We start from the raw sequence: 20,479 nt of genomic DNA, 5'->3' as shown, positions 1-20,479 counted from the left end.
CGCGATCTCTTTCTTTCTTCCAGTCCGATGGACTGCCTACGGCATCATTCTGTGAACACCTTTACGACAGAGCATTCTATACAACCGGTTTCATTGCAAGGATTGATAGTGTTTGATGGAGGCTGGCTCTGCACGCGGCACGCCAGTTTCCGCGATAGAGCGTGGGTAATTGAATGGTGTCCGGGGGAGGGCGCGCATGGCACAGATTCGAGATGTGGCCCGACGTGCAGGGGTTTCCCCGGCGACGGTATCGCGGGCGTTTTCTGATCCGGCAAAACTGTCAAAGGATACATTGGCGCGCGTATTGGCGGCAGCAACCGATCTCAAATACAAACCAAGTTCACTAGCGCAGCTGTTCCGAGAAAAGCGGACCAACACAGTTTTGGTCATGGTACCAGACATTGCCAACGTGTTTTTCGCGCGAGTGGTATCCGGAATCGAACGTGGCGCGGTCGAGTCAAAGCTCAATCTTGTCGTCTCTGACACTGGAGACGATATGGATATTGAGCGGGTCGGAATCGAAATGGTGCAGACTTATCGCGCCGATGGCTTGATCCAGTTGGGGGAGCGACCATTGAACGAACTTCTACCCAATGAAGAGCATGCTCAGATACCATTTGTGCAGGCGATTAGCGCTGATCCCCGTGGCGCGTATCCGACCGTGGGAATTGATGACCGATCATCCTCTGCCATGATGGCACGTCATCTCATCGCACAAGGACATCGTCGCATTGGGGTGATTGCTGGTCTTCAAAACCGCCTCGTCACGCAAGAGCGATTGAAGGGGATTAAGGATGCTATCGCAGATGCGGGCCTGGATTTCGATGATACGATCGTTGAGTACGCGCCATACTCCATGGGCGGGGGAGAGCAGGCGGCGCAGCGATTGCTCTCTCGAGCGCGACACCTGACGGCATTGTTCTGCATGAGCGACGAGATAGCGATTGGGGCGATCCGCGCAGCCCATGACCTCGGCTATGATTTGCCAGGAGACCTTTCGATTTCCGGGTTCGACAACATCGAGTTCGGAAAATACTGCACACCGCCGCTGACGACAGTGATGCAGCCGGCCGAAAAGATTGGAGAGGTTGCCATGGCTCTGATGTCGGACATGCTGACGGGACAGGACATGCCTGTTGTCCACGAGATGCTGCCAACCGAATTGGTTATTCGAAGCAGTGTTCAGAACATTTGCGGCGAATAGACTTAGAACAAATTTGGCAGGGCCAGTGAGATCGCGGGAATGAATGTGATGATCATCAGCGCCAGCAGTAACGCGCCATAAAATGGCCAGATCGTTTTGACGGCCTCTTCTACCGGTACTTTGCCAACTGCGGATCCGACAAAGAGGACTGATCCCACGGGCGGTGTCACCAAGCCAATCCCCAAATTCAGCATCATGACGATACCAAAGTGAACGGGATCCACGCCCACTTCCATAACGACAGGCAACAGGATCGGGGTCGTTATGATGATTAGAGGCGACATATCCATGAATGTGCCGAGTACGAGCAGGATTACGTTGACGATCAACAGTACGAGGATCGGGTTACTAGTCGCTGATGTGATCATGTCGGCGAGCTGTGCGGGCGCTTCAAGGATTGCAAGCGCATAGCCAAAAGCTGTCGCCGCGCCGATTATCAACAATACCATGGCCGTAATCTTCACAGACTGCATCGCAGCCTCTGAAAACCGCTGCCAGCCCAGAGTGCGATAGACGAATGCGCCGACCGCAATTGTGTAGATTACCGCGATTGCAGACGATTCTGTTGCAGTGAAGATGCCAGACAGAATTCCACCCATGATGATAATGGCGGTGAGCAATCCTGGTACAGCAAACAAGAGGGCTCGCAAGAAACTGCGCCAGCCCGGAAACGCGCCGCTGGCATAGCCGCGTTTTACAGCCACGCGCCATGCAACAAACATCAGCAAGGCTGCTGTCATGATGCCGGGGATGATGCCCGCAAGGAACAGGTCGCCGATAGAGACACCTATTCCACTCGCTGCGGAGTAGATGATCATGTTGTGCGATGGCGGAACAAGGAGGCCAACGATTGCGGCTGTGACCGTTACGTTCACGGTGTAGTCACCCTCATAACCACGCTCGCGCATTAGCGGCATGAGAGTTGAGCCCATCGCGGATGCGCTGGCGATCGCAGACCCGGAAACAGCTCCGAACATGGTGGACGCGCCAACGTTGACGAGCCCAAGTCCGCCTCGCGTTCGTCCAAATGCGCCTTCTGCCACCTCTACCAGTCGCTTCGCGATGCCTGATCGGTACATCAGGTCTCCTGCGAAAATGAAGAAGGGGATTGCCATCAGTGTGAAAACACTGACGCCCGCCGCCATGCGCTGGAATACGACGACAAGGGGAATATCCAGTGCCAGGAACGTCGCCATAGCGGACCCCAGTAGCGAATAGGCCACTGGCACACCAAGCGCGAGCAGGACAACAAGTACACTGACCAGAATAATCAGCTCCATCTCGGATCCTCCTCGTCTTCGATTTTCTCGCCGGATATCTCTTCCAGCACCCGTTCCACCGAGAAGAGGGCCATCAACGCCCCCGCGATGGGAAGTCCCAGATAGGCCAAACCACGTGGAATGCCGAGCGATGGTATGACGTGCCCCCAAGTCTTGGTGACGAGCTGACCACCCCAGACCAGCATCGCAACCCCGCAGGCGCCGACGACGATGTTGGACGCGATACGCATCCACAGACGCGTTCTGGGGCCGACAGCATTTTCGAGGGCGACGATGCGTATGTGGAAGCCCTCGCGCACGCCGGCCGCTGCGGCAAGCGAGACATACCAGATCATCAAGGCAAGCGATGCCTGTTCAGACCAGGAGGGCGTAGAGTTGAGGACGTAACGCCCGAACACCTGCCAGCCGATAATCAGTGTCATGAGGATAAGGCCCACAGCCGCAATGCGTACCAACCAGTCGGCTGCAATGTGAGTGGTTTTCGTCAAAAGGTGTATCACGAGGCTGGCCTCATCTTCTCGATTGCTGCGACCAGTTCCTTTTGCGCATCAGTTTTGACAAAACGGTCCCACACTGGGCGCATCTGTTCCTGAAAAGCGCTTAGATCCGAGACTTCATTTACTTCAACGCCGGACGCCATGATCGTGGCGCGGGATTGTTCGACGCGTGCATCCCATAGCTGGCGCATGTAGGGAACGGAGTCCCGGGCGGCTTGTTTCACAAGGGTCTTGTCAGCGTCCGACAGTTTTCTCCAACGGCTCGCCGACATTACCAAAACTTCCGGCGCGATGATGTGCCGGGTCAAACTGTAGTAGGGCGCCGCTTCGAAGTGGCGCCCGCTTTCAAATGATGGCCAGTTATTTTCAGCGCCGTCGATCACCCCCTGCACGAGCGCTTGGTAGACTTCGCCAAGCGACATCGGCGTGGCATCTGCGCCCAGCGCTTTGATCATTGCGACGTACAAGTCTGAGTTCGGCACCCGTATTTTCAGGCCGAGCATATCGTCCGGCGTCAGGATTGGTTTTCGAGTATTGTAAAAGCTGCGCTCCCCGGAATCATAAAAACACAGTCCGATCAGGTCGTGGGGAGCGAGGGAGTCTAGAATGCGATCCCCCACTGGTCCATCGAGCGCTGCTCGCATGTGCGCGGTCGAAGAAAACAGGAAGGGGAGGGCAGGAACGGTCGTCAGTGGCTCGATTGAGTTTAGCGGTGCAAGGTTGACCCGATTCAAGTCCAATCCGCCAAACGTCGTGATTTCCAGAGTATCCCGCTCTGACCCCAACTGACCGCCAGCATACATTTTGATGCGGAGGCGACCGCCACTGCGCTCATTCAGCAGGCGGCCCATTTCCCGTACGGCTTCGACAGTTGGATAACCGTCCGGATGAGAATCTGCGCTGAGCAGATCCCTGCCAGAGCGTTCGCCACATGCGGTGAGTGCGGCAGTGGCTCCGATAGCAAGCAGAGACTGCCTACGCGTCATATGGAACGTCGTTCCGCTCATCCGGCGCACCGGTCCGGCTGTGTGTTCGCCACTCGAACGCGTCTCATCATCTTCCTCCCCGCGGCAATTATCTCGCCCACATTCAATGGGGCAGCTCGCGCAACATTTGTCTATGGTAACCGGTGTCATTTATTCCGCAAGAGGGCACCGCCGGATTTAGTGGGGCCAGCGTTCCGCCAATACCTCTACCTGCCCGTCCGAAGTTTTGACCTCCATGGCCGGGTCACTTGGCTGGCCTTCGGCGAATAGTTCATAAATGATGCTTCCATCGGTCTGGACGCTTTCGATGATCCGGACCGGCTCGCCTGCGCCCGCTGACTGCGCGGCTTCGCGTACAGTCGCTGGAACATCAGGCCAGGCGAGGTCGCGCTGGATTTCTACCACTTCCGCCACGCCATCTGCGTACAGGATGTCGAGTTCAATTTCCGATCCGTCCGCGCGTTCACCTTCGACGTCGAAATACACGCGTTCGTCTCGTTCCTTCCGCAGCACTTCCTGAACGGTCATGTCTGGCATGGCGGCTGACACGGCTGCCTGGACTGGTCCGGGCAGGTCATCTGGGGCGACTTCCGTCACGATGTCGCCTTGGCTTTGCAGGGTTTGAGCGGGCTCTTGAGAACAGGCGGCTAGGAGACCCGCAGCGATGGTGATGTAGATAACTGGTTTCATGGATCAGGTTCCCCATTGAGTAAAAGGTACTTTGGCGAAGAGTTCCCGCTCGCCTTGGCGAGGATCGCTCTCCTGACGAGTTGTCGTATCGAAGATCATGGTCTTGCGATCGGGCAGTGTGTGCCGCGACCATTCAGGTATTCCGGCATGGTTAGGCTGGCCGGAGCGGGCCATAGAGATAAAGGCGCGGGAAAGTTCATCGGCAACACGCGCATAATCATCGGACGCCGGGACCCGCGTACCGGTGTATTCACCAGACATGCCGAGATTGTCGAATGCGAACGCGATATCGATTGTATGAGGCGCGCCCCATTTTCCGTCATCTTCTGGTGACCCCAGATCGAACTGGTACACCCAGGTCGGCCCGGCTTCTGCGGCGCGCACATCTGCTTCCTCGACCTGACCGCGCCAAGAGCGACCCGCAGTTGTCGCGGCAAAGAATACGTCGCTTGGCGAATAGTCCGGATAAAGGGACTGATAGGTCGACAAGACTTCGATCGGACTGATGTCACAGCGCATATGTTCGGCCAGCAACGCTGGCAGATCTTCCCAATTAAGATCAAACGCTTCGGGTAGTTTGTTCCCGATGAGATTGCGTGTTTCGTCTTTCGTGTTCCCAAGAATCATTGGGATATGTGCAGACTGCTTGGGCGCGCTCGGCCAGAACGGATGGCGAGCCAGGAAGCGCCCATCCAGGACCGGACCGAAATAGAGGCCGCGTGACGGGTTCACCGGATCGTTGGTTGCGAGGCCTTCGACCAATCGTTCCATGGGGATGGATAGGAGGGCATGCGTATCAGACGGATCGATGCCCACGACCTCCAGGAAGCTCTCTGCTCGCGCCTTTGCGTTGAGCGGACCACTTGCGGTTACTTGCTGGCCGCTCATCGTCGCAGCTGAATGAAACAGGCCCTCGGCAGAGGGTGCCGCCATCAACGTCGCAATCTTTGCTCCGCCGCCGGACTGGCCGAATACGAAGATGCGGTTTGGATCTCCGCCAAAATACTCCGCATTGTCCCGAACCCATTGCAGGGCGAGGACAAGGTCCCACATGCCACTATTACCGGAATCCGGAAGGTCGGGATTGAGAAGGCCGAGAGACAAATATCCGAAGGCGTTCAGGCGATGGTTCACGGTGATGACAACCACGTCGCCCTTTGTCGCAAGGTTGTGACCGTCATACAGAGGCGAAGACCCTGAGCCGCTGGCGTAGGCGCCGCCATGGAAGTACACCATGATTGGGCGCTTTCCCTCATCTGCTACGCCCGGGGTCCAGACGTTCAGAAACAGGCAGTCCTCGCTGATGGATTCATTGCGGCCCAATTGCGGTGCCGACGATCCGTGCTCGGTGGCTTCCTCTGTATCTGTCCATCGTTCAGGGGGGCGGGGCATTGCAAAGCGTGTCTGCGCTGTATCGGTGCCATAGCGAATACCCTTGAAGATGTTGATTCCGTCCTTCCGCACCCCACGCACCGCGCCGTGGCGGGTTTGGGCGACTGGATCATCAGATGGGTGGCGGGAGAAGCCCATAAGCGGAGTCACGGATGCGGCAAGTCCAGCAGCGCCGCTTGCAAAGGCTCGGCGGGTCATGTCCATCAAATTTCCTCCTCGTGTGCGCGTCTTAGCGGCGCACATCCAGACCGTTTTGCGAAAGCATGTCTTCCACTTCTTCTATACACGCTCGGTTGTAGTCCCCCGGCACTGAATGTTTGATCGCGGCAGCGGCAATGCCAAAATCCACAATGCGTTGAGGTGGCATATCTTCAATCAATCCATGAAGGATACCTGCGGCGAACGCATCGCCACCCCCAATACGGTCCACGATATTGGGCATATCCATCTCTACCGACATTGTGACATCCGTCCGTGTGGCGAGACGCCCGGTAATCATGTGATGATTGGCGCTGGCCTGCTGTCTTTGTGTCGATGCAATATAGGCCAGGGCTGGAAACCGTTCGAATGCGGCCTGTTCTGCGTCGGATCGATCCGTATATTGCGTTCCAAGGATGAGATTTATGTCGAGTTCATTGATGAACGCCAATGTCGCCTTATCGAGCAATTCCGCGAGAATCCGAGGACCGTCTCCGGACCATGACTTCCAGAGTTGTTCACGATAATTGCCATCGAAAGATACTTTGACGCCCCGCTCCTTCGCGACCGACGTAGCATCGAGGGCAGCCCTCGCCGCGTTCAGCCCGGTTGCGGGTGTAATGCCGGAAATGTGCAACCAGTCTGCCTCATCAAGTAGGCTGTCCCAATCATAAGACTCGGCAGGAGTGGTCGTGAACGTGCTGTCAGTCCGATCATACACAATCCTGGAAGGGCGCTGCACGGCACCTGTTTCCAAGAAGTACAGGCCCACGCGACCTTGGCCGCGAAGCACAGGCTCGGTTTGAATGCCATGGCTCTTCAAATCTCGAATAATTGCGTCGCCCAGAACATTGTCTGGTAGTGCGCTGACCATCTTCGTGTCGTGCTTGAATTGCGAAAGCGAAACCGCAACATTCGCTTCAGCTCCGCCAACGTGAACCCCGAATTGCGAAGACTGCATGATACGCTCGTTACCTGGCGCACTCATCCGCAAGAGGAGCTCTCCAAAACAGATGATTGAACCAGTCATATCGCGTTCGTCCGTTCTCGCGTTTTACCTGGCCAACCAGCCGCCATCGACCGGCAACGTGATTCCCTGAACATAGTCCGACGCACTGGAGGCGAGGAAAACCGCGGCACCTCCCAAATCAGATGGCTTGCCCCAGCGCCCGGATGGAATTCGGCCAAGAATTTCCTTGTTTCGCGTCTCATCAGCTTGAAGGGCGGCTGTATTATTGGTCGCAAAGTATCCTGGTGCAATCGCATTCACATTGATGCCATGCTTGGCCCATTCATTGGCGAGAATCTTTGTAAGGCCGGCCACGCCGCTCTTTGATGCCGTGTAGGATGGCACCCGAATGCCGCCCTGAAAACTCAGCATGCTGGCAATATTGATGATCTTTCCACCAGTGTCTGCTGCAATCATTTCCCGCGCAACGGCCTGACTGAGAAAGAAGAGAGTTCGGAGATTCACATTCATCACCGAGTCCCATTCGTCAAACGTGAAGTCGATGGAATCGTTTCGCTTGATGATACCAGCATTGTTCACAAGTATATCAATGCCGCCGAGCGCAGACTTGGCGTCAGATACGATCGCCTCGACACTGTCTGCAGAGCCGAGGTCTGCCAGGATGGAGTGCGACTTGCGGCCAGTCGCGGCAAGCTTGTCGAGCGTCTCGCTGGGCTCGCTTCGCCCGACAACGCAGACATCGGCCCCAGCTTCTGCGAGCGCAATTGCCATGCCTTGGCCAAGGCCAGTATTCGCGCCCGTTACGATGGCTGTCTTGCCCTCAAGACTGAACGGATTGATGCTCATCAACCTCTCCCAGAAAGTTATTGTACGTGAAGTCTGGTGTTGTGGCGGTTCAAGAGGCCAGCACGGACTTCACATATTCTGCGATGGCTTCATCCTTTGCGTTCGCAAAGAAGTATTCCTGGAAGCGCTCGCCAGAGATCGCAGTTTTCAGCAAGTCCTGATCGACAGATTTCAGAACCGTTAGCATGTCATGGTGTGAGGCGGCTTTTACTTCGCTTAGGATGTTGCGGTTCTTCGCCATGATGGCTGCGCGCTCTTTGGGATAACCGACACCCCGCTCAACTTCGAAAAGCTTGCGGTAACAGTCTTGCAGGTTCAGTTCAGCCGCCCATCCGAAGCCTTTTGCATAGGGCATGGAAATGGCGTTGCCATCATTGATCTGACCGAAAAGGAACGCGTCAGTCGGATCAATCACCAAGCCGCAGATAACGCCGGGCATGGCGTTGCAGCCGAGCATGGAGCCCATGCCGGTTCCGCACCCTGTGACGACAAAATCTGCCGCTTTGGAATTCAGCAGAATGCCGGCCAGCAAACCATTCATGATGTAGGTCAGCTGCGTGTTATCCTCGGGGCTATACATCCCGTAATGGTGCACATTGTGGCCGAGCGGCTCGACGACCGTCTTCAGCGCGTCGTGAACAATCTCGCTCTTCGCGGCCTGACTGTTTTCGATGATGAGTGCGATGTTCATAGGGATTCCCTTTGATGGTTCTGATTTTGTCTGCGTCAGGCCTTGCGCGCTTCACATGGTGATGGGGAAGGCGCGCTAATGAGATTTGGTAACCGGTGTCATAACATCTGCTCCAGAGACTGACAACCGCATCATTTGCCTCAATTCAGACAGAACGTGTGGATTCGCGCACGATCAATTCGAGCTGGAAGGATTGCAGTTCCTCGAGATTCTCAGAGCCGCTTCCGCGTTTCAGCAACAGGTCTGCAGCAGCGCGTCCAACCTCCCGGATAGGCGACCGGACAGTTGTCAGCGGCGGCCAGATGCGCGCAGAAATAGGTGTGTCGTCGAACCCGACGATGGACAAGTCTTCCGGAATCCTGAGGCCGGCTTTACGGGCGGCCACATATACACCGACGGCCATTTCATCATTGCCAGCAAAAATTGCGGTTGGTCGGTCGCGGCGATTCAGCAAGCGGGTCGCGCTGGAGACGCCGGAATCGAATGTGTAGGCGCCCTCGACGGTAAGCTCGGGCGCAAGCTCAAGGCCATAGCTCTCCAAACCGCTTCTGAATCCAGACAGACGCTCATGGGCAGACCGGAATGTTTTGGGACCGTGAATGTGTCCAATACGTTTGTGCCCCAGTTGGGCAAGGTGGGCCGCTGCCATCTCTGCGCCCTGCGCATCGTGCGTACGGATGCTGCGCGACGGAACGTCCAATTCCAGCGACGCAATGCGAACATAATCGCATTCTTCTTCGCGCAGGATTTCCGCGAGAGTCTCGTCTTCGGAGACGGAGGGCGTCAGTATGATGCCGTGTGGCTTGTGTTGGACGATAAAGGATCTGACCCGTTCACGATAATTCTCGTCGCCACGATCGCATGGTCGCAAGACAAGCTGAAATGCGGTGTCGCCGAGCGTGTCAAGGATGCCGCGTTGCATGTTGACGACATATTGTGGGCTCGGATTGTCATAAACGAGCCCGACCAGGAAGGATTTTCGGAAGGCGAGCGCACGCGCTTGCGGGTTCGGCGTGAAGCCGGTTTCCGCAATGATTTCCTTGACCTTCTTCCGAGTTTCTTCGCGCACAAGCGGCGACTCGTTGATTACACGCGACACGGTCTTCTTCGAGACACCCGCCATGCGAGCGATGTCGATAATCGTTACCTGTGACCGGTCGCGTGCCGGTTTGGACTCATGTTCGTCGTCACTCATAGGAAAGCCTTGCTGCCCAGCGATCCTTTTTCACCTGATTTGGGGCAGCTTCAAGTCCCCTTGGCCTTGAGACCGGAATCCAGTGCGTCTTGCGTGGCGGGCTCCATAGTGTCCAGATGCCATTGAGACGGATCAAAATCGCGATATGTCGCGTCCAGTTCCGGATAGCCGCCCACTTGTTCCTGGCTGTCGATGATCTCTCCGCGGCCTTCGGCGGTGTCAGCAAGAATACGCACATCCACCGCGTCGCGGTCCCAAGGCCGCGCGCCGGCATGTTTCAGAACGTAAGATTCTACCTGACCAGCAGCAAGAATAGGTAGATCTGTTATAATCTTTGAAGGTCCGGCCTCGTTCAATTCCGAGGCTGAATTGCTCGTATAGCTACCGGCATCTGGCAGGGCTGAACCCCATTGGTCTTGCGCGATATTGCCGGCCATGTGCAGATCCAGCGCCCCATCCCCTCCGATCATCAGCAGGGGAAGGCCGTCACTGGTCGAGGGGCCGGCGCGCATGACATTGCCGACCAAATCCATCCGGCCGGTTTCAGCAGGGACATCTCCCCACTCCAGACCCTGGAGATTGTAGTGCACCCCGCGCTGGCCTGGATTGTAGATGAAATTGTTCACGATCGCGCCGTGAACGCCCCCTTTGAACAGTGGGCTTCTTTCGAAATTGTGTGCGTACAGGTTTCCGTAGATCAGGATGTCGCTCACATTATCGTGGATAAGAGACCCTTTCGAATGCTCGCCCTTGGCGTGGGTCGAATGGGACAGGCCTTCAGCAATGATATTGTTGGTGTAAGCGATTGTATGGGATGTGCCGTCGCGCCATTCGTCGGGCGTGTCGCCGGTGAATCGCGGACCTGATGCCGACAGGTTTTCGTCTGTCGCCCAGCTTAGCGAGCAGTGGTCAACAATCACATTGCGGGCAGAAATCGTTGTAATGGCGTCGATATCCCGACCACTGCGATAGGCCTCACCCAAATCTCCTGGACGAATGCGAAGATGCTGAACGATTACGTCGTCGCCGGTAATCACCATGCCGCCTTTTATCAGCGTTATGCCGGGGGAGGGGGCCGTTTGGCCCGCGATGGTGATATTCGATGTCGCGACATGTAGATTGTCGCCGTCGAGGTCGATGATGCCGCCAACTTCGAACACGATAATCTTCGGTCCTTCAGCCTGCAATGCTTCGCGCAGACTGCCGGGCCCAGCGGAATCCAGATTTGTGACTTTGACAATTTGACCGCCTTTGCCGCCGACAGTTGTGCTTGCTGGACCGAGTGGCCCCATCCAGGGCGCAGCAGGCGTTGCGGTTTCGAATGTTGCAGGCGCAGTCGAGGCAGTTGTTGTCTGCGCAGTCGCGCAACCGGCCAGCGACATGATCGCGAGCAAAGCTAGTGTTCTGGAGGCTGTGTGTTGCGCCATGTCGGATTCCTCGCATTTGTCTGCAGAAATGGCGAGCCAAAAGACGCTGACAGCCTGTTTCCGCTAGAATTTATCATTATGAGGTTTGAAAATGACACCGGTTTCCTATACTGTCCACCCCAGTTCGAACAGGCCGAGGAAAAAGCGTGAGCGTCTTTGAAAATATTGCAAAAAAATTCGTTGAGGCGCGGCTTTCAGCTGGCAGTCTGAGTGAGTATCCGGGAGAGGCGCCTCTTACGTTGTCGGACGCGTATGCGATTCAGGATGAGGCTATAACGCTCTGGCCTGACGCAGTTGCTGGCTGGAAGGTGGGGCGGATCAATGGTGCAGATGCCGAGCGATTCGGAACGGATCGTCTGGCGGGCCCGGTCTTCAACAAACTGATCCGCCATCAGACAGCATCAGAGATGGACAGCCCGGTATTTGCGGAAGGGTTTGCGGCGGTCGAAGGTGAGTGTGTAATCATCGTCGCCGAAGACGCTGATCCGTCGAAAACAGGATATTCTACGCAAGAGGCAATCGCCCTCGTCGGGTCTGTCCATACGGGGGTGGAGATCGCGAGCAGTCCATTCAGCGGTATTAACGATCATGGACCTTTGGTGACTATTTCTGACTTCGGCAATAACTATGGCCTGATCATCGGTGACGAGTTACCGGATTGGGACACGCTGGAATTTGGTCGCTGGCCATTTGAAACGCTGATTGATGGACAGACAGTCGGCACAGGAGACGCTAGTGGAATTCCGGGGGGGCCGATCGAATCCTTCCGCTTCATGCTGGAGAATTCGGCGCGCCGAGGCATGCCTTTAAAAAAGGGTATGGCAATTACAACCGGTGCGGTGACCGGCGTACACGCTGCGCATGTGGGACAAAAAGCCGTGATTAAAACGCACGGTGCGCGTGACATTGATCTGCGACTGTCAGCCGTCGGAAAGTTCGTCGACTCACCGGCCTAGGAAAGCGACCTGTACTGAAACTGCGTGAAGCGGACCTGCCCGGTTCCAGCAGACATCAATCCAGGGCGAAGACTCAGAAAGTCATAAGCTGTATTATGGTGGTATCCTGATACCTCCATCTGTACGTCGAACTTCTTCCATCTTTCGCCGGGTAGCCGGGTGAAGAAGGTTACAACGTGATGATCGTTGCGAGCCTTTAAATCAAACTTGGTGAGCCCCGGTTTCAAGTCACCGGGGCGAGCCCGCTCCTGGCCGTACCGATGCATGACAAGACCCTCCGGTCCATAACTGATTCCGCAGTACAGGCCCGCATTGTAGAACAAGAGAAGACCTGCGCGCGCACCGGCCTCGAGTTCAATCTGTGTAGTGACTTCGTACGCGCGATCACCGGGGATTACGCAGAGTGGAGACGTATCGGCTGGTGTGCTGCCTTTCGCCGCCAGAGCCAGTCCCGAGCCATTCAGGGAGACTCGGCCATATTCTTCAGGTGACGGATTGTAAAATGCCCATTGGGGACCGAGTGATGCAGACGTGAAGTCGTCTGACAGGGGAATACCATGAGGTCGGTGCTCATCGGGCCGGGGCTTGGGGAACGGTCTGGACAAATCACCCCCAAGCGACTCGAACCAACCATCATCTCTCCAACGGATTGGCTCGAGAAGACATTGCCGTCCAAGTGTCCAGAACCCGTTCTCGTAACCGTGTGAGATCATCCACCAATCACCGTTCGGGCCTTCCAGTAATGTCGCATGCCCTCGTGACCACCACGATTCGGACCGGTCAGTGGTTCGAACTTGAGGGTTGTTCGGTGCATGATGCCAAGGTCCTTTCACAGAACGCGACCGCGCCGCAATAACCATATGCCCAGTCGGAGGGCCTGCGGTTCCGCCAACTGCGGTCAACATGTAAAACCAATCGTCCTTCCTCAATGTTTTGGGGCCTTCCGGACAAAAGCACTCAACATCCCAGTCTTCAGGATAGCGCCACGGGTCATATACATGTTCAACTTCGCCGACTGTAGACAGTCCGTCTTCGGATAGCTGAATCAAATCGCCATTGGACAAGAAAAGATATCGCTTACCGTCTTCTCCAACGGCGTGGGCAGGATCGATGTGGTCCGGAAGGTTGAGATCAACTGGTTCGCTCCAGGGCCCATCTATACGAACGGCGTGGATGACGTAAATGGACTTCCTGTCCGCGCTGCGGGCAGGAATGTATATGAAGTAGCGCTCTTCGTGTTTAACAAGGTCTGGTGCCCATACCGACCCAATGGGGTGGGTTAGCGCTGGACCGACAGGTTGCCAGTTTACGAGATCGTTTGACTGCCAGATGAACAGACCTGGATAAGCATCGAAACTCGAGAATGTTAGATAGTACGTATCTCCATCTTTGATGATGGATGGGTCGGGCCGGTCGCCAGAGAATATTGGATTGAGGAAAGTGCCATCGCCGCGATCTGCTATTCTCTGGTTCTCAAATCCGGCGCCCCATCCCGCCATAGAAGGCGTTGGGCGACTACCGGCATCGGGCCGCGCTCGCCCGGTTGGCTTCGCGCTGCAGGCTCCAGCTGCGATGGTTGTGCCAAGGAGCAACAGGCTTTGGCGTCGGGTCAAAAGGTCTTTCATGTTTGTCATCCTGAAAAAATGGCCCCTGCGAAGTCTCGCCGGGGCCATTCAGAACATGCGTCTTGGGAGGAGCGCAATGTCAGAAAAGGTGGTCTGGACTGGCGATACATGTCGGACCGCCAGTCCAATTCAACTACATGCCCCTAGAAAGTGTACCGTGCACCGACCAGGAAGTTCCGTCCGGTGTGGTGATAGAGGGTCGGCAGGTTGAGCTGGTCAAATGTCTGATGCTCGAACTCGTCGGTCAGGTTGATGCCTTCGAAGGTCAGATCAAGCTGATCCGTCAAAGCATATGATACAGACAGGTCAACATTGTAGGTCGATGCGACGCCGCGATCTTCGCGACCTTCGGTACGTCCCGAACCATTTGGTGCGCGGGTTTGGTATTCATCCCGGTACGCGCCAGAGATCCGTGCAGAGAACCGATCGGTCTCATAGTAGAGCGTCATGTTGTGCGAGATTTCCGAGAAGTTTCTGATTTCATCTGAATCGACATAAGTCAGGTTCCCGACAAATCCGGCATTTTGCAAAAGGCCCGGCAGGAAGAAGAAGGGCTGCTGATACACAAATTCCATACCCTGGATGGAGGCATCCCCACCATTGGTCACCTGGCTGACCGCAACGATCGGATCAAGACCATCAGCGAGATCTTCACCCAGCGGACTTGTGGATGACGCGACGCCGGCTGGAAGGCCCAGTGTGCTGAACGCAACTTCTGTGCTGGCCGGAGTCAGGAAAAAGGATTCGACATCCTTGTAGAAGAAGGACACTGCCAGGAGGCTTTCTTCTGCGAAGTACCATTCTGCACTCAGATCATAGGCAGTGGCGCGATACGGGTCCAGATCGGGGTTGCCGATGCTGAAACTGTACGGCTCACCGCTGAACGTATCCAGGCTTCCGCCAGGTGTCAGGTTTCCAAGTGAAGGGCGGGCCATCACTTTGGCGATGCCACCGCGGAATTGCACCTGATCATTGGCTTCAAGGACCACGTTTATGGATGGCAGGAAGTCATTGTACGAATTTTCAACGGTGCGAAGAGCAAGTCCGCCATCGCCCGGAACATAGCCGGACGCTGTGGTGGTCGTTTCAACATAACGGGCCCCCACGTCGCCGCGCAGCAGCATGCCGGAAAGTTCAGTTTCGAAGTCGAGCTGGACGTAGCCGCCGAGATCTTCTTCTTCAACAGAGCGATTGTCCTGCGGGCGAGAGGCGATGTCACCTGAAATATCCAAAATGCCGCTGAGTGCGATTGCAGCATCCCAATTCGCGCTGATCCAGGACGTGTCGTTTGAGCCATAGTCGAGGCCATTGCCATATCCAGTGACCAGACCCACCAAATCTCCGCTCACGGTTGGGGATTCTGTAAAGCCGTCGAGATCGGCAACGTTGCCGTCAATACGAATTTCCCGGGTCGAGAAGTCATACTTCTTGAAGCTCAAGCCGCCTGACAACGTCAAATTGTTGCTGAAGTCATACTCCAGATCCGCGCGAACGGTCTCAAAGTCATTCTCCGAACCTTGAGGGCGGTTCCGGAATTGTGTGAACAGGAACTCCGACGGGTCGGTTACATCAGTATTGCCGTAGCTGATCGCCGGAAGCTCAAGATTGTTCCGGAAGTCGTAGCTGTAGCCTTCGACAGGATTGGCGGCATCGAAGAACACAGTGGCCTGAACCGGATTGTCAAAATTCGATGACGACTGACCTGCAAAGAACGACCCTCTCAGCTGATCAGAGAAGTCATGCTCTACTTCAATCGTGAACTGATTGAACTCTGTCGTGTAGTAGTCACGGCGATGTTCGCTGCGCATTGGAATGATGCCATTGCTGGCGTCGGCAAGCACGTCCCCTTGCAGATAATCAAGCACGCCATCGCTGTTCACATTGTAGTCCGTGACGGCGATATTATCTGTGTTCGAGCGAACGAAGACTTGCAGGAACTCCTCATCACGCTGAGCGTCGAGTTCTGAGTACAGGCCCTCGATGGTCACAGTTGTCTTGTCGGTCGGTCGGAATTGAACCGCACCCGTCAGACCTGTACGTTCCTGATCATATGTCAGGCGGCCGTAGCGAGGGATCCGCGCATAATAGGAGTTCCGCACTTCATCGCATCCCGCAGACAGCGGGTCAGCTCCGATACAGTCAACGCCGTCGACTGAGCGGAATGTGCCGAGATCGTCAAAGCGAACTGATGAGAAGCCCTCTTCGCGGATTGTGCGATCCTGGAACGCCGCAGACAATAATGCGCCGAACCTGCCATTGTCGCTCTTGTAGGACGCAAGCCCAGCGAGGCGAGGCGAGGTGTCCTCCACGAGGTCATTGTAGAGTGCCTGCCCGGATAGTGAGAAGGTCCAGCCAGCATCATAATCGAGCGGACGGGCGGTCTGCAGTTCCACCACAGCACCGAGCGATCCTTCTTCGATCGAAGCAGATTGCGATTTGCGCACAACGAGCTGGCTAAACAGTTCGGACGCGAACGTGTTGAAGTCAAAAGAGCGGCTTCTGTTTGTCCCGCCTGACGCATCGGAGCCACCGCCAGTCGCCAAGGCATCCATGCCGTTGATGCGTACGCGTGTGAAATCGCCGGAAAGGCCGCGCACAGTGATGCGACGACCCTCGCCGGCCTGACGATCAATTGCGATGCCCGGAATACGTTGCAGGGATTCTGCAAGGTTCAGGTCAGGGAATGCAGCAATGTCTTCTGCAACGATTGCGTCGACGACCCCAGTCGACTCTTTCTTGAGGTCCAGTGCTTCAGCGAGGGAGTCCCGGAAACCGGTTACCACAACGCTATCAAGCCGACGATCCGTCTCGTCGACGGCTGTTTCTTCAGGTGTTTCCTGTGCATAAGCTATCGACCCGGACAGCAGAAGGCTGGCCAGGGACGCGCCCGCAAGGACTCTGACTCTAGTGGATACCCGCATATTGAATTTTCCTCCCGATAGGTATTTTTATCACCGGAATGACACCGGTGTCAGAAATGGCTTACTGCATTTCCTGCTTATGTTCAAGCCCGACCCGAGATTGAACAAGGCAAAATTAAACCTGTCGTTTAGAGGTTCGCGGATGTTTGACGAGGGTGTATGGTTAGCGTCGGCCCAAATCGCTTGTGCTACATCAGGATTGTAATCACGAGGCAGCCCGTTCTGTGGCTTGCAGAAAGCTTTTCAGCCCTGCCGCCAGTTCTTGCGTGGGTTTCCCGTCTTCTGCCAGCTTTGAAGCAACGGACTCCAGCGAGAAGGCCGCGTCAGAGACTTCCTTGAATCCGAAGCTTCCCGCGCTGCCGGCAATCGAATGGGCCAGTTGGCGGATTTCGCGTAGCACATCCTCTGAATTTTCAATGTCGAAGATCTTCGAAACTTCATCCGGGACAGTTGAGAGATACTCTCGGTATCGGTCCGTGAGCGCACCTATGGGGTCTGTCTCGGGTTCTGGCGCCGATGCGCGCGCTGTCGCATCACAAAGTTCCGCGATCCGGCTATTCAGTTCGGTGATGTCGATTGGCTTAGCGACGTGAGCGTTCATGCCCGCCGCCAGGCAATTGGATATCTGCTCGGGCATCACATTCGCGGTCAGGGCAATGATGGGTATGTTTCTGGCCGGTTCGTCCAATTCGCGGATCATGCGGGTTGCTGTCATACCATCCAGTTCCGGCATCTGAACATCCATGAGAATGACGTCATAATTGCCCCCGGCGCGCAGATCCTCAATTGCTTCTTGGGCGGACTGGAAGACTTCCACGGTGTGACCAAATTTTTTCAGACCCAGTTTCACCAGTTCGAGGTTCATCCGCACGTCGTCGACGGCCATGATCCGCATCTGTTTTGTCTGACCGGGTGACGCCCGTGTGGCGCGTCCCGATACTTCGTCTTGGGACGCTGGTCGGTATGGCAGGATCAATGTCGCGGAGGTTCCTTCGCCCACCGTGCTATCCAGAGTGAGTTCACCGCCCATCAGGCGTGCCAACGACCGGCTGATCGACAAGCCGAGTCCAGTGCCACCATAGACGCGCGTTATACTGTTGTCCGCTTGGCGGAAGCCTTCGAAAACGCTTTCAAGTTTTTCTGCAGGTATACCCGGCCCCGTATCGGTGACAGTCAGATTCAGTGCATCTTCAAGCACGTGGGCGCTGATGTGGATGCTTCCCGATTCTGTAAATTTCGCAGCATTGCTCAGTAGGTTGGTCAAAATCTGCTTGAGTCGAACCTCATCAGTATACAGGGCAATCGTACCGGCCGAAGTCGTTATGGGAACGGTTTTTCCTTCCCGCCCCGCGAGAACAATCTCGATGGTTTCCTGTATCGTGTTTGCAACATCGACTGGGCGATCTTCGAGAACGACCCGCCCGGCTTCAATCTTCGAATAGTCCAATATATCGTTGACGATATCACGGAGCATCCCCCCTGCCGACAACGCGCGTTGAGCGAACAGTTTTTGCTCAGCATTCAGATCTGTCTGGCTGAGCAGTTGTGTGAATCCCAGTATGCCGTTCAGAGGCGTTCGTATCTCGTGGCTCATATTCGACAGGAATTCTGCCTTTGCCTTCTCGGCGGCTTCAGCCTCGGCCCTGGCTTCGGCGAGTGCTGTTTCTCGCTCCTTGCGGTCCGTAATGTCGCGGAAGGTCGAGATAATTTCTACTGGCTTCCCATCGGAGCTGCGAATTATCTTCGGATTGCCCTCAAGCCAGATGATGTTTCCGTCCTTGTCTCGAACACGGAATTCCCTGAGTACGCTCGGATCAACCGAGTTGTTCTCGAATAAATCCCTCGTAACTGAGGACGCGAAATCCTTGTCTTCCGGGATAGTGAAGTCGATGGTTGACAGTCCGATAGCGGTTTCAGAAGTCACGCCGAGAATTTCGCATGATGGCGACGCATAGGTAATGATGCCATCCAGACCGAAGCGAACAATGATGTCGGTAGAGTTGTCAGCAATGGTCCGATAATTTGCCTCACTGCTTGCAAGCGCTTCGATCACCCGTTGCTCATCTGTGATGTCCTTGAATACACCGAAGATGCGCTCAACGTTCCCTTCCCTGTCGGTCAGTATTTCACCGATAGACCGCACACGCCGCTTCTGACCATCGGACTTTCGGATGAGTGTGGCTTCGAATTCCCAGCCTTGGGCATCCGTAATTGCATGTTGGACGAGGTCGCGAATCCGATCACGATCTTCTTTCGCGTAAAATAGAATGGCGTCGCCATACATCGGATTGAACTCTTCCGGCGTAACGCCGTGAATAGCGTAAACTTCCGGAGACCAGGCGACTTCCTGAGTGACGGGATTCAACGTCCAGTGCCCAACGCCGGCCATGCGTTCTGCGAGATGGGCTTTGGCCAGCATTTCCTGTTGTTCCCGCGACTTGTCTCTTAGTCGAGCCCGGGATTTCCGGATTTGTCGCATCAACCGCCGCCGATCCGATGCTGCTGCGCCGATTGCCAACCCCAAAACGGAATTGGTCGCTAGGAACAATTGAAGCGCGAGAATTTGCGCAATCATATCCCCTGTCATCAGCGCGAGCGGGCCGGACCCGGCAAGCGTAAAGGGGAGTGCGATGGCCGTGATCATAAGAAGGCCAACTGCCGCGGCTTTCACTCCTCGGCTGAAGGCCAAGAATACCAGCGCAGGCGGCACCAGGAACAGGAATGGATAAGCGCTTTGCGCGAAGACGAAGAAAGTCGTTGCGCAAAGTAAACCGAGCTTTGCAACATACTGAAAGTCTGGGGCACTGGTGCCGTACTTCGAAGAGCGCTCCAGAAGAGACCAGGTGATTGGCGCGAATAGCAAAATGCCAAGGAAGTCCGCAGAAAACCAGTTCAATGCTTCGCGCAGGACGAATGCCTCGCCTGTTACCAGTAAACCAATGGCGGCCAATCCAGCAGAAATCGCGCATCCGATGGTCGACCCTGCCACAAGAACTGAAATTCCCGGCAGACTGAAGAAGCGAACGGAAGGCACGCGCTCAAAAACGTAAAGGACGCAGCAGATCTCAGCGAGATTCGCGAGAGTGAGAATGGCGGATCGCGGAATGTCATTGCCTGAAGTCAAGTTCGCGGCGAACAGGCCCATGCCGGTGGCGACAAGGAGCGACAGCCAGTTGGAGCGATGGCTTTTCAGTAGAAGGGCGATCAAGATGGCATTGATCGGCCAGATTGTGGCGATCTGACCTGCGCCTCTTGTGAATTCGATTGCAGCGACTGCGATCACATATGCGAGGATACTAACAGCGAGCGCTCTAACGGTCAGCGATCGAATCGCGCCGGTACCTGTCACGTTCTTCAGGACCAGGTTTCTGGAATGAGGCTGTTCCGTCATTTCAGTGGTCTCGGCGACTGCGCCTGACCGAATGTCCCCTCACGAAATGAGCGGCCAGACTGGCATAGACGAAACATAAGCAAAGTGTCCCAAGTCAGGTAGTGTGTATGATCTTGTTGGATAGTTTCAGATTCGCGTGCTTTCGAAGCAAGTGCTCAAACCATTTCCGGTCTGAAATACCTTCGCGACTCGCCAACCGTCCGTTGCGAC

At 55.6% G+C, this 20,479-nt stretch carries 15 protein-coding genes; 2 read left to right on the top strand and 13 right to left on the bottom strand.

What is annotated here, in order from left to right:
* Window positions 1-196 precede the first annotated feature (196 nt).
* Complete coding sequence (locus tag HY36_RS02870) at window positions 197-1,204, top strand: LacI family DNA-binding transcriptional regulator (RefSeq protein WP_035547897.1); 1,008 nt, start codon at window positions 197-199, stop codon at window positions 1,202-1,204.
* 2 nt (window positions 1,205-1,206) lie between these two features.
* Here the strand turns inward: HY36_RS02870 and HY36_RS02865 are convergent, their stop codons facing one another.
* The 10 genes from HY36_RS02865 to HY36_RS02820 all read right to left on the bottom strand — a co-directional run bounded on the left by HY36_RS02865 (window position 1,207) and on the right by HY36_RS02820 (window position 11,376).
* Window positions 1,207-2,484, bottom strand: a complete 1,278-nt coding sequence (locus HY36_RS02865) for a TRAP transporter large permease (RefSeq protein ID WP_035547894.1) — start codon at window positions 2,482-2,484, stop codon at window positions 1,207-1,209.
* Entirely contained in the window at window positions 2,475-2,906 is a 432-nt protein-coding gene (locus tag HY36_RS02860) for a TRAP transporter small permease (protein WP_081806007.1), read from the bottom strand. Before HY36_RS02860 ends, HY36_RS02865 begins: the two co-directional genes overlap by 10 nt.
* 74 nt (window positions 2,907-2,980) lie before the next feature.
* Window positions 2,981-3,988 (bottom strand): TRAP transporter substrate-binding protein, encoded by a 1,008-nt coding sequence (locus tag HY36_RS02855; RefSeq protein WP_241764130.1) that lies wholly within the window; start codon window positions 3,986-3,988, stop codon window positions 2,981-2,983.
* A 156-nt stretch (window positions 3,989-4,144) separates the two neighbouring features.
* Complete coding sequence (locus HY36_RS02850; RefSeq protein ID WP_035547888.1) at window positions 4,145-4,657, bottom strand: hypothetical protein; 513 nt, start codon at window positions 4,655-4,657, stop codon at window positions 4,145-4,147.
* Window positions 4,658-4,660: 3 nt separating this feature from the next.
* A complete protein-coding gene (locus tag HY36_RS02845) occupies window positions 4,661-6,253 on the bottom strand; it encodes a carboxylesterase/lipase family protein (RefSeq protein WP_035547885.1) in 1,593 nt (530 codons plus the stop codon).
* A gap of 25 nt (window positions 6,254-6,278) precedes the next feature.
* Window positions 6,279-7,277: a sugar kinase gene (locus HY36_RS02840; RefSeq protein ID WP_035547883.1), complete on the bottom strand. Its 999-nt coding sequence runs from the start codon at window positions 7,275-7,277 to the stop codon at window positions 6,279-6,281.
* Window positions 7,278-7,301: 24 nt separating this feature from the next.
* Window positions 7,302-8,063: a 2-dehydro-3-deoxy-D-gluconate 5-dehydrogenase KduD gene (gene kduD / locus HY36_RS02835; protein ID WP_035547880.1), complete on the bottom strand. Its 762-nt coding sequence runs from the start codon at window positions 8,061-8,063 to the stop codon at window positions 7,302-7,304.
* A 49-nt stretch (window positions 8,064-8,112) separates the two neighbouring features.
* On the bottom strand, window positions 8,113-8,754 hold the full coding sequence (locus tag HY36_RS02830; RefSeq protein WP_035547877.1) for an RpiB/LacA/LacB family sugar-phosphate isomerase: 642 nt from the start codon (window positions 8,752-8,754) through the stop codon (window positions 8,113-8,115).
* 145 nt (window positions 8,755-8,899) lie between these two features.
* Window positions 8,900-9,949, bottom strand: coding sequence for a LacI family DNA-binding transcriptional regulator (locus HY36_RS02825; RefSeq protein WP_035547874.1), 1,050 nt, complete (start codon window positions 9,947-9,949; stop codon window positions 8,900-8,902).
* Window positions 9,950-9,999: 50 nt separating this feature from the next.
* On the bottom strand, window positions 10,000-11,376 hold the full coding sequence (locus tag HY36_RS02820; protein ID WP_155841650.1) for a pectate lyase family protein: 1,377 nt from the start codon (window positions 11,374-11,376) through the stop codon (window positions 10,000-10,002).
* A 146-nt stretch (window positions 11,377-11,522) separates the two neighbouring features.
* Here HY36_RS02820 and HY36_RS02815 point away from each other — a divergent pair, with 146 nt between their 5' ends.
* Entirely contained in the window at window positions 11,523-12,332 is an 810-nt protein-coding gene (locus HY36_RS02815) for a 2-keto-4-pentenoate hydratase (protein WP_035547873.1), read from the top strand.
* On the opposite strand, the gene HY36_RS02810 is transcribed toward HY36_RS02815, so the two are convergent.
* The 3 genes from HY36_RS02810 to HY36_RS17600 form a co-directional block, all read right to left on the bottom strand.
* Entirely contained in the window at window positions 12,329-13,957 is a 1,629-nt protein-coding gene (locus HY36_RS02810) for a family 43 glycosylhydrolase (protein WP_035547870.1), read from the bottom strand. The two genes, HY36_RS02815 and HY36_RS02810, sit on opposite strands and share 4 nt — an antisense overlap.
* Before the next feature lie 143 nt (window positions 13,958-14,100).
* Window positions 14,101-16,878, bottom strand: coding sequence for a TonB-dependent receptor (locus tag HY36_RS02805; protein ID WP_035547867.1), 2,778 nt, complete (start codon window positions 16,876-16,878; stop codon window positions 14,101-14,103).
* Between the two features lie 205 nt (window positions 16,879-17,083).
* Window positions 17,084-20,269 carry a PAS domain S-box protein gene (locus HY36_RS17600; RefSeq protein WP_051602424.1) on the bottom strand — a complete coding sequence of 1,062 codons (3,186 nt, stop codon included), beginning with the start codon at window positions 20,267-20,269 and terminating at the stop codon, window positions 17,084-17,086.
* Between the last annotated feature and the right edge of the window lie 210 nt (window positions 20,270-20,479).

It is taken from the genome of Hyphomonas atlantica corrig. (assembly GCF_000682715.1).
In the GTDB taxonomy this organism is placed as follows: Bacteria; Pseudomonadota; Alphaproteobacteria; order Caulobacterales; family Hyphomonadaceae; genus Hyphomonas; species Hyphomonas atlantica.
This window is presented reverse-complemented; position numbering and strand designations above follow the sequence as displayed.

What these genes read in the sequence shown, in the direction of transcription:
- HY36_RS02870 (WP_035547897.1), top strand. Translation starts at nt 197, where the DNA reads ATGGCACAGATTCGAGATGTGGCCCGACGTGCAGGGGTTTCCCCGGCG.
- HY36_RS02865 (WP_035547894.1), bottom strand. Translation starts at nt 2,484, where the DNA reads ATGGAGCTGATTATTCTGGTCAGTGTACTTGTTGTCCTGCTCGCGCTT.
- HY36_RS02860 (WP_081806007.1), bottom strand. Translation starts at nt 2,906, where the DNA reads ATGACACTGATTATCGGCTGGCAGGTGTTCGGGCGTTACGTCCTCAAC.
- HY36_RS02855 (WP_241764130.1), bottom strand. Translation starts at nt 3,988, where the DNA reads ATGAGCGGAACGACGTTCCATATGACGCGTAGGCAGTCTCTGCTTGCT.
- HY36_RS02850 (WP_035547888.1), bottom strand. Translation starts at nt 4,657, where the DNA reads ATGAAACCAGTTATCTACATCACCATCGCTGCGGGTCTCCTAGCCGCC.
- HY36_RS02845 (WP_035547885.1), bottom strand. Translation starts at nt 6,253, where the DNA reads ATGGACATGACCCGCCGAGCCTTTGCAAGCGGCGCTGCTGGACTTGCC.
- HY36_RS02840 (WP_035547883.1), bottom strand. Translation starts at nt 7,277, where the DNA reads ATGACTGGTTCAATCATCTGTTTTGGAGAGCTCCTCTTGCGGATGAGT.
- kduD (WP_035547880.1), bottom strand. Translation starts at nt 8,063, where the DNA reads ATGAGCATCAATCCGTTCAGTCTTGAGGGCAAGACAGCCATCGTAACG.
- HY36_RS02830 (WP_035547877.1), bottom strand. Translation starts at nt 8,754, where the DNA reads ATGAACATCGCACTCATCATCGAAAACAGTCAGGCCGCGAAGAGCGAG.
- HY36_RS02825 (WP_035547874.1), bottom strand. Translation starts at nt 9,949, where the DNA reads ATGAGTGACGACGAACATGAGTCCAAACCGGCACGCGACCGGTCACAG.
- HY36_RS02820 (WP_155841650.1), bottom strand. Translation starts at nt 11,376, where the DNA reads ATGGCGCAACACACAGCCTCCAGAACACTAGCTTTGCTCGCGATCATG.
- HY36_RS02810 (WP_035547870.1), bottom strand. Translation starts at nt 13,957, where the DNA reads ATGAAAGACCTTTTGACCCGACGCCAAAGCCTGTTGCTCCTTGGCACA.
- HY36_RS02805 (WP_035547867.1), bottom strand. Translation starts at nt 16,878, where the DNA reads ATGCGGGTATCCACTAGAGTCAGAGTCCTTGCGGGCGCGTCCCTGGCC.
- HY36_RS17600 (WP_051602424.1), bottom strand. Translation starts at nt 20,269, where the DNA reads ATGACGGAACAGCCTCATTCCAGAAACCTGGTCCTGAAGAACGTGACA.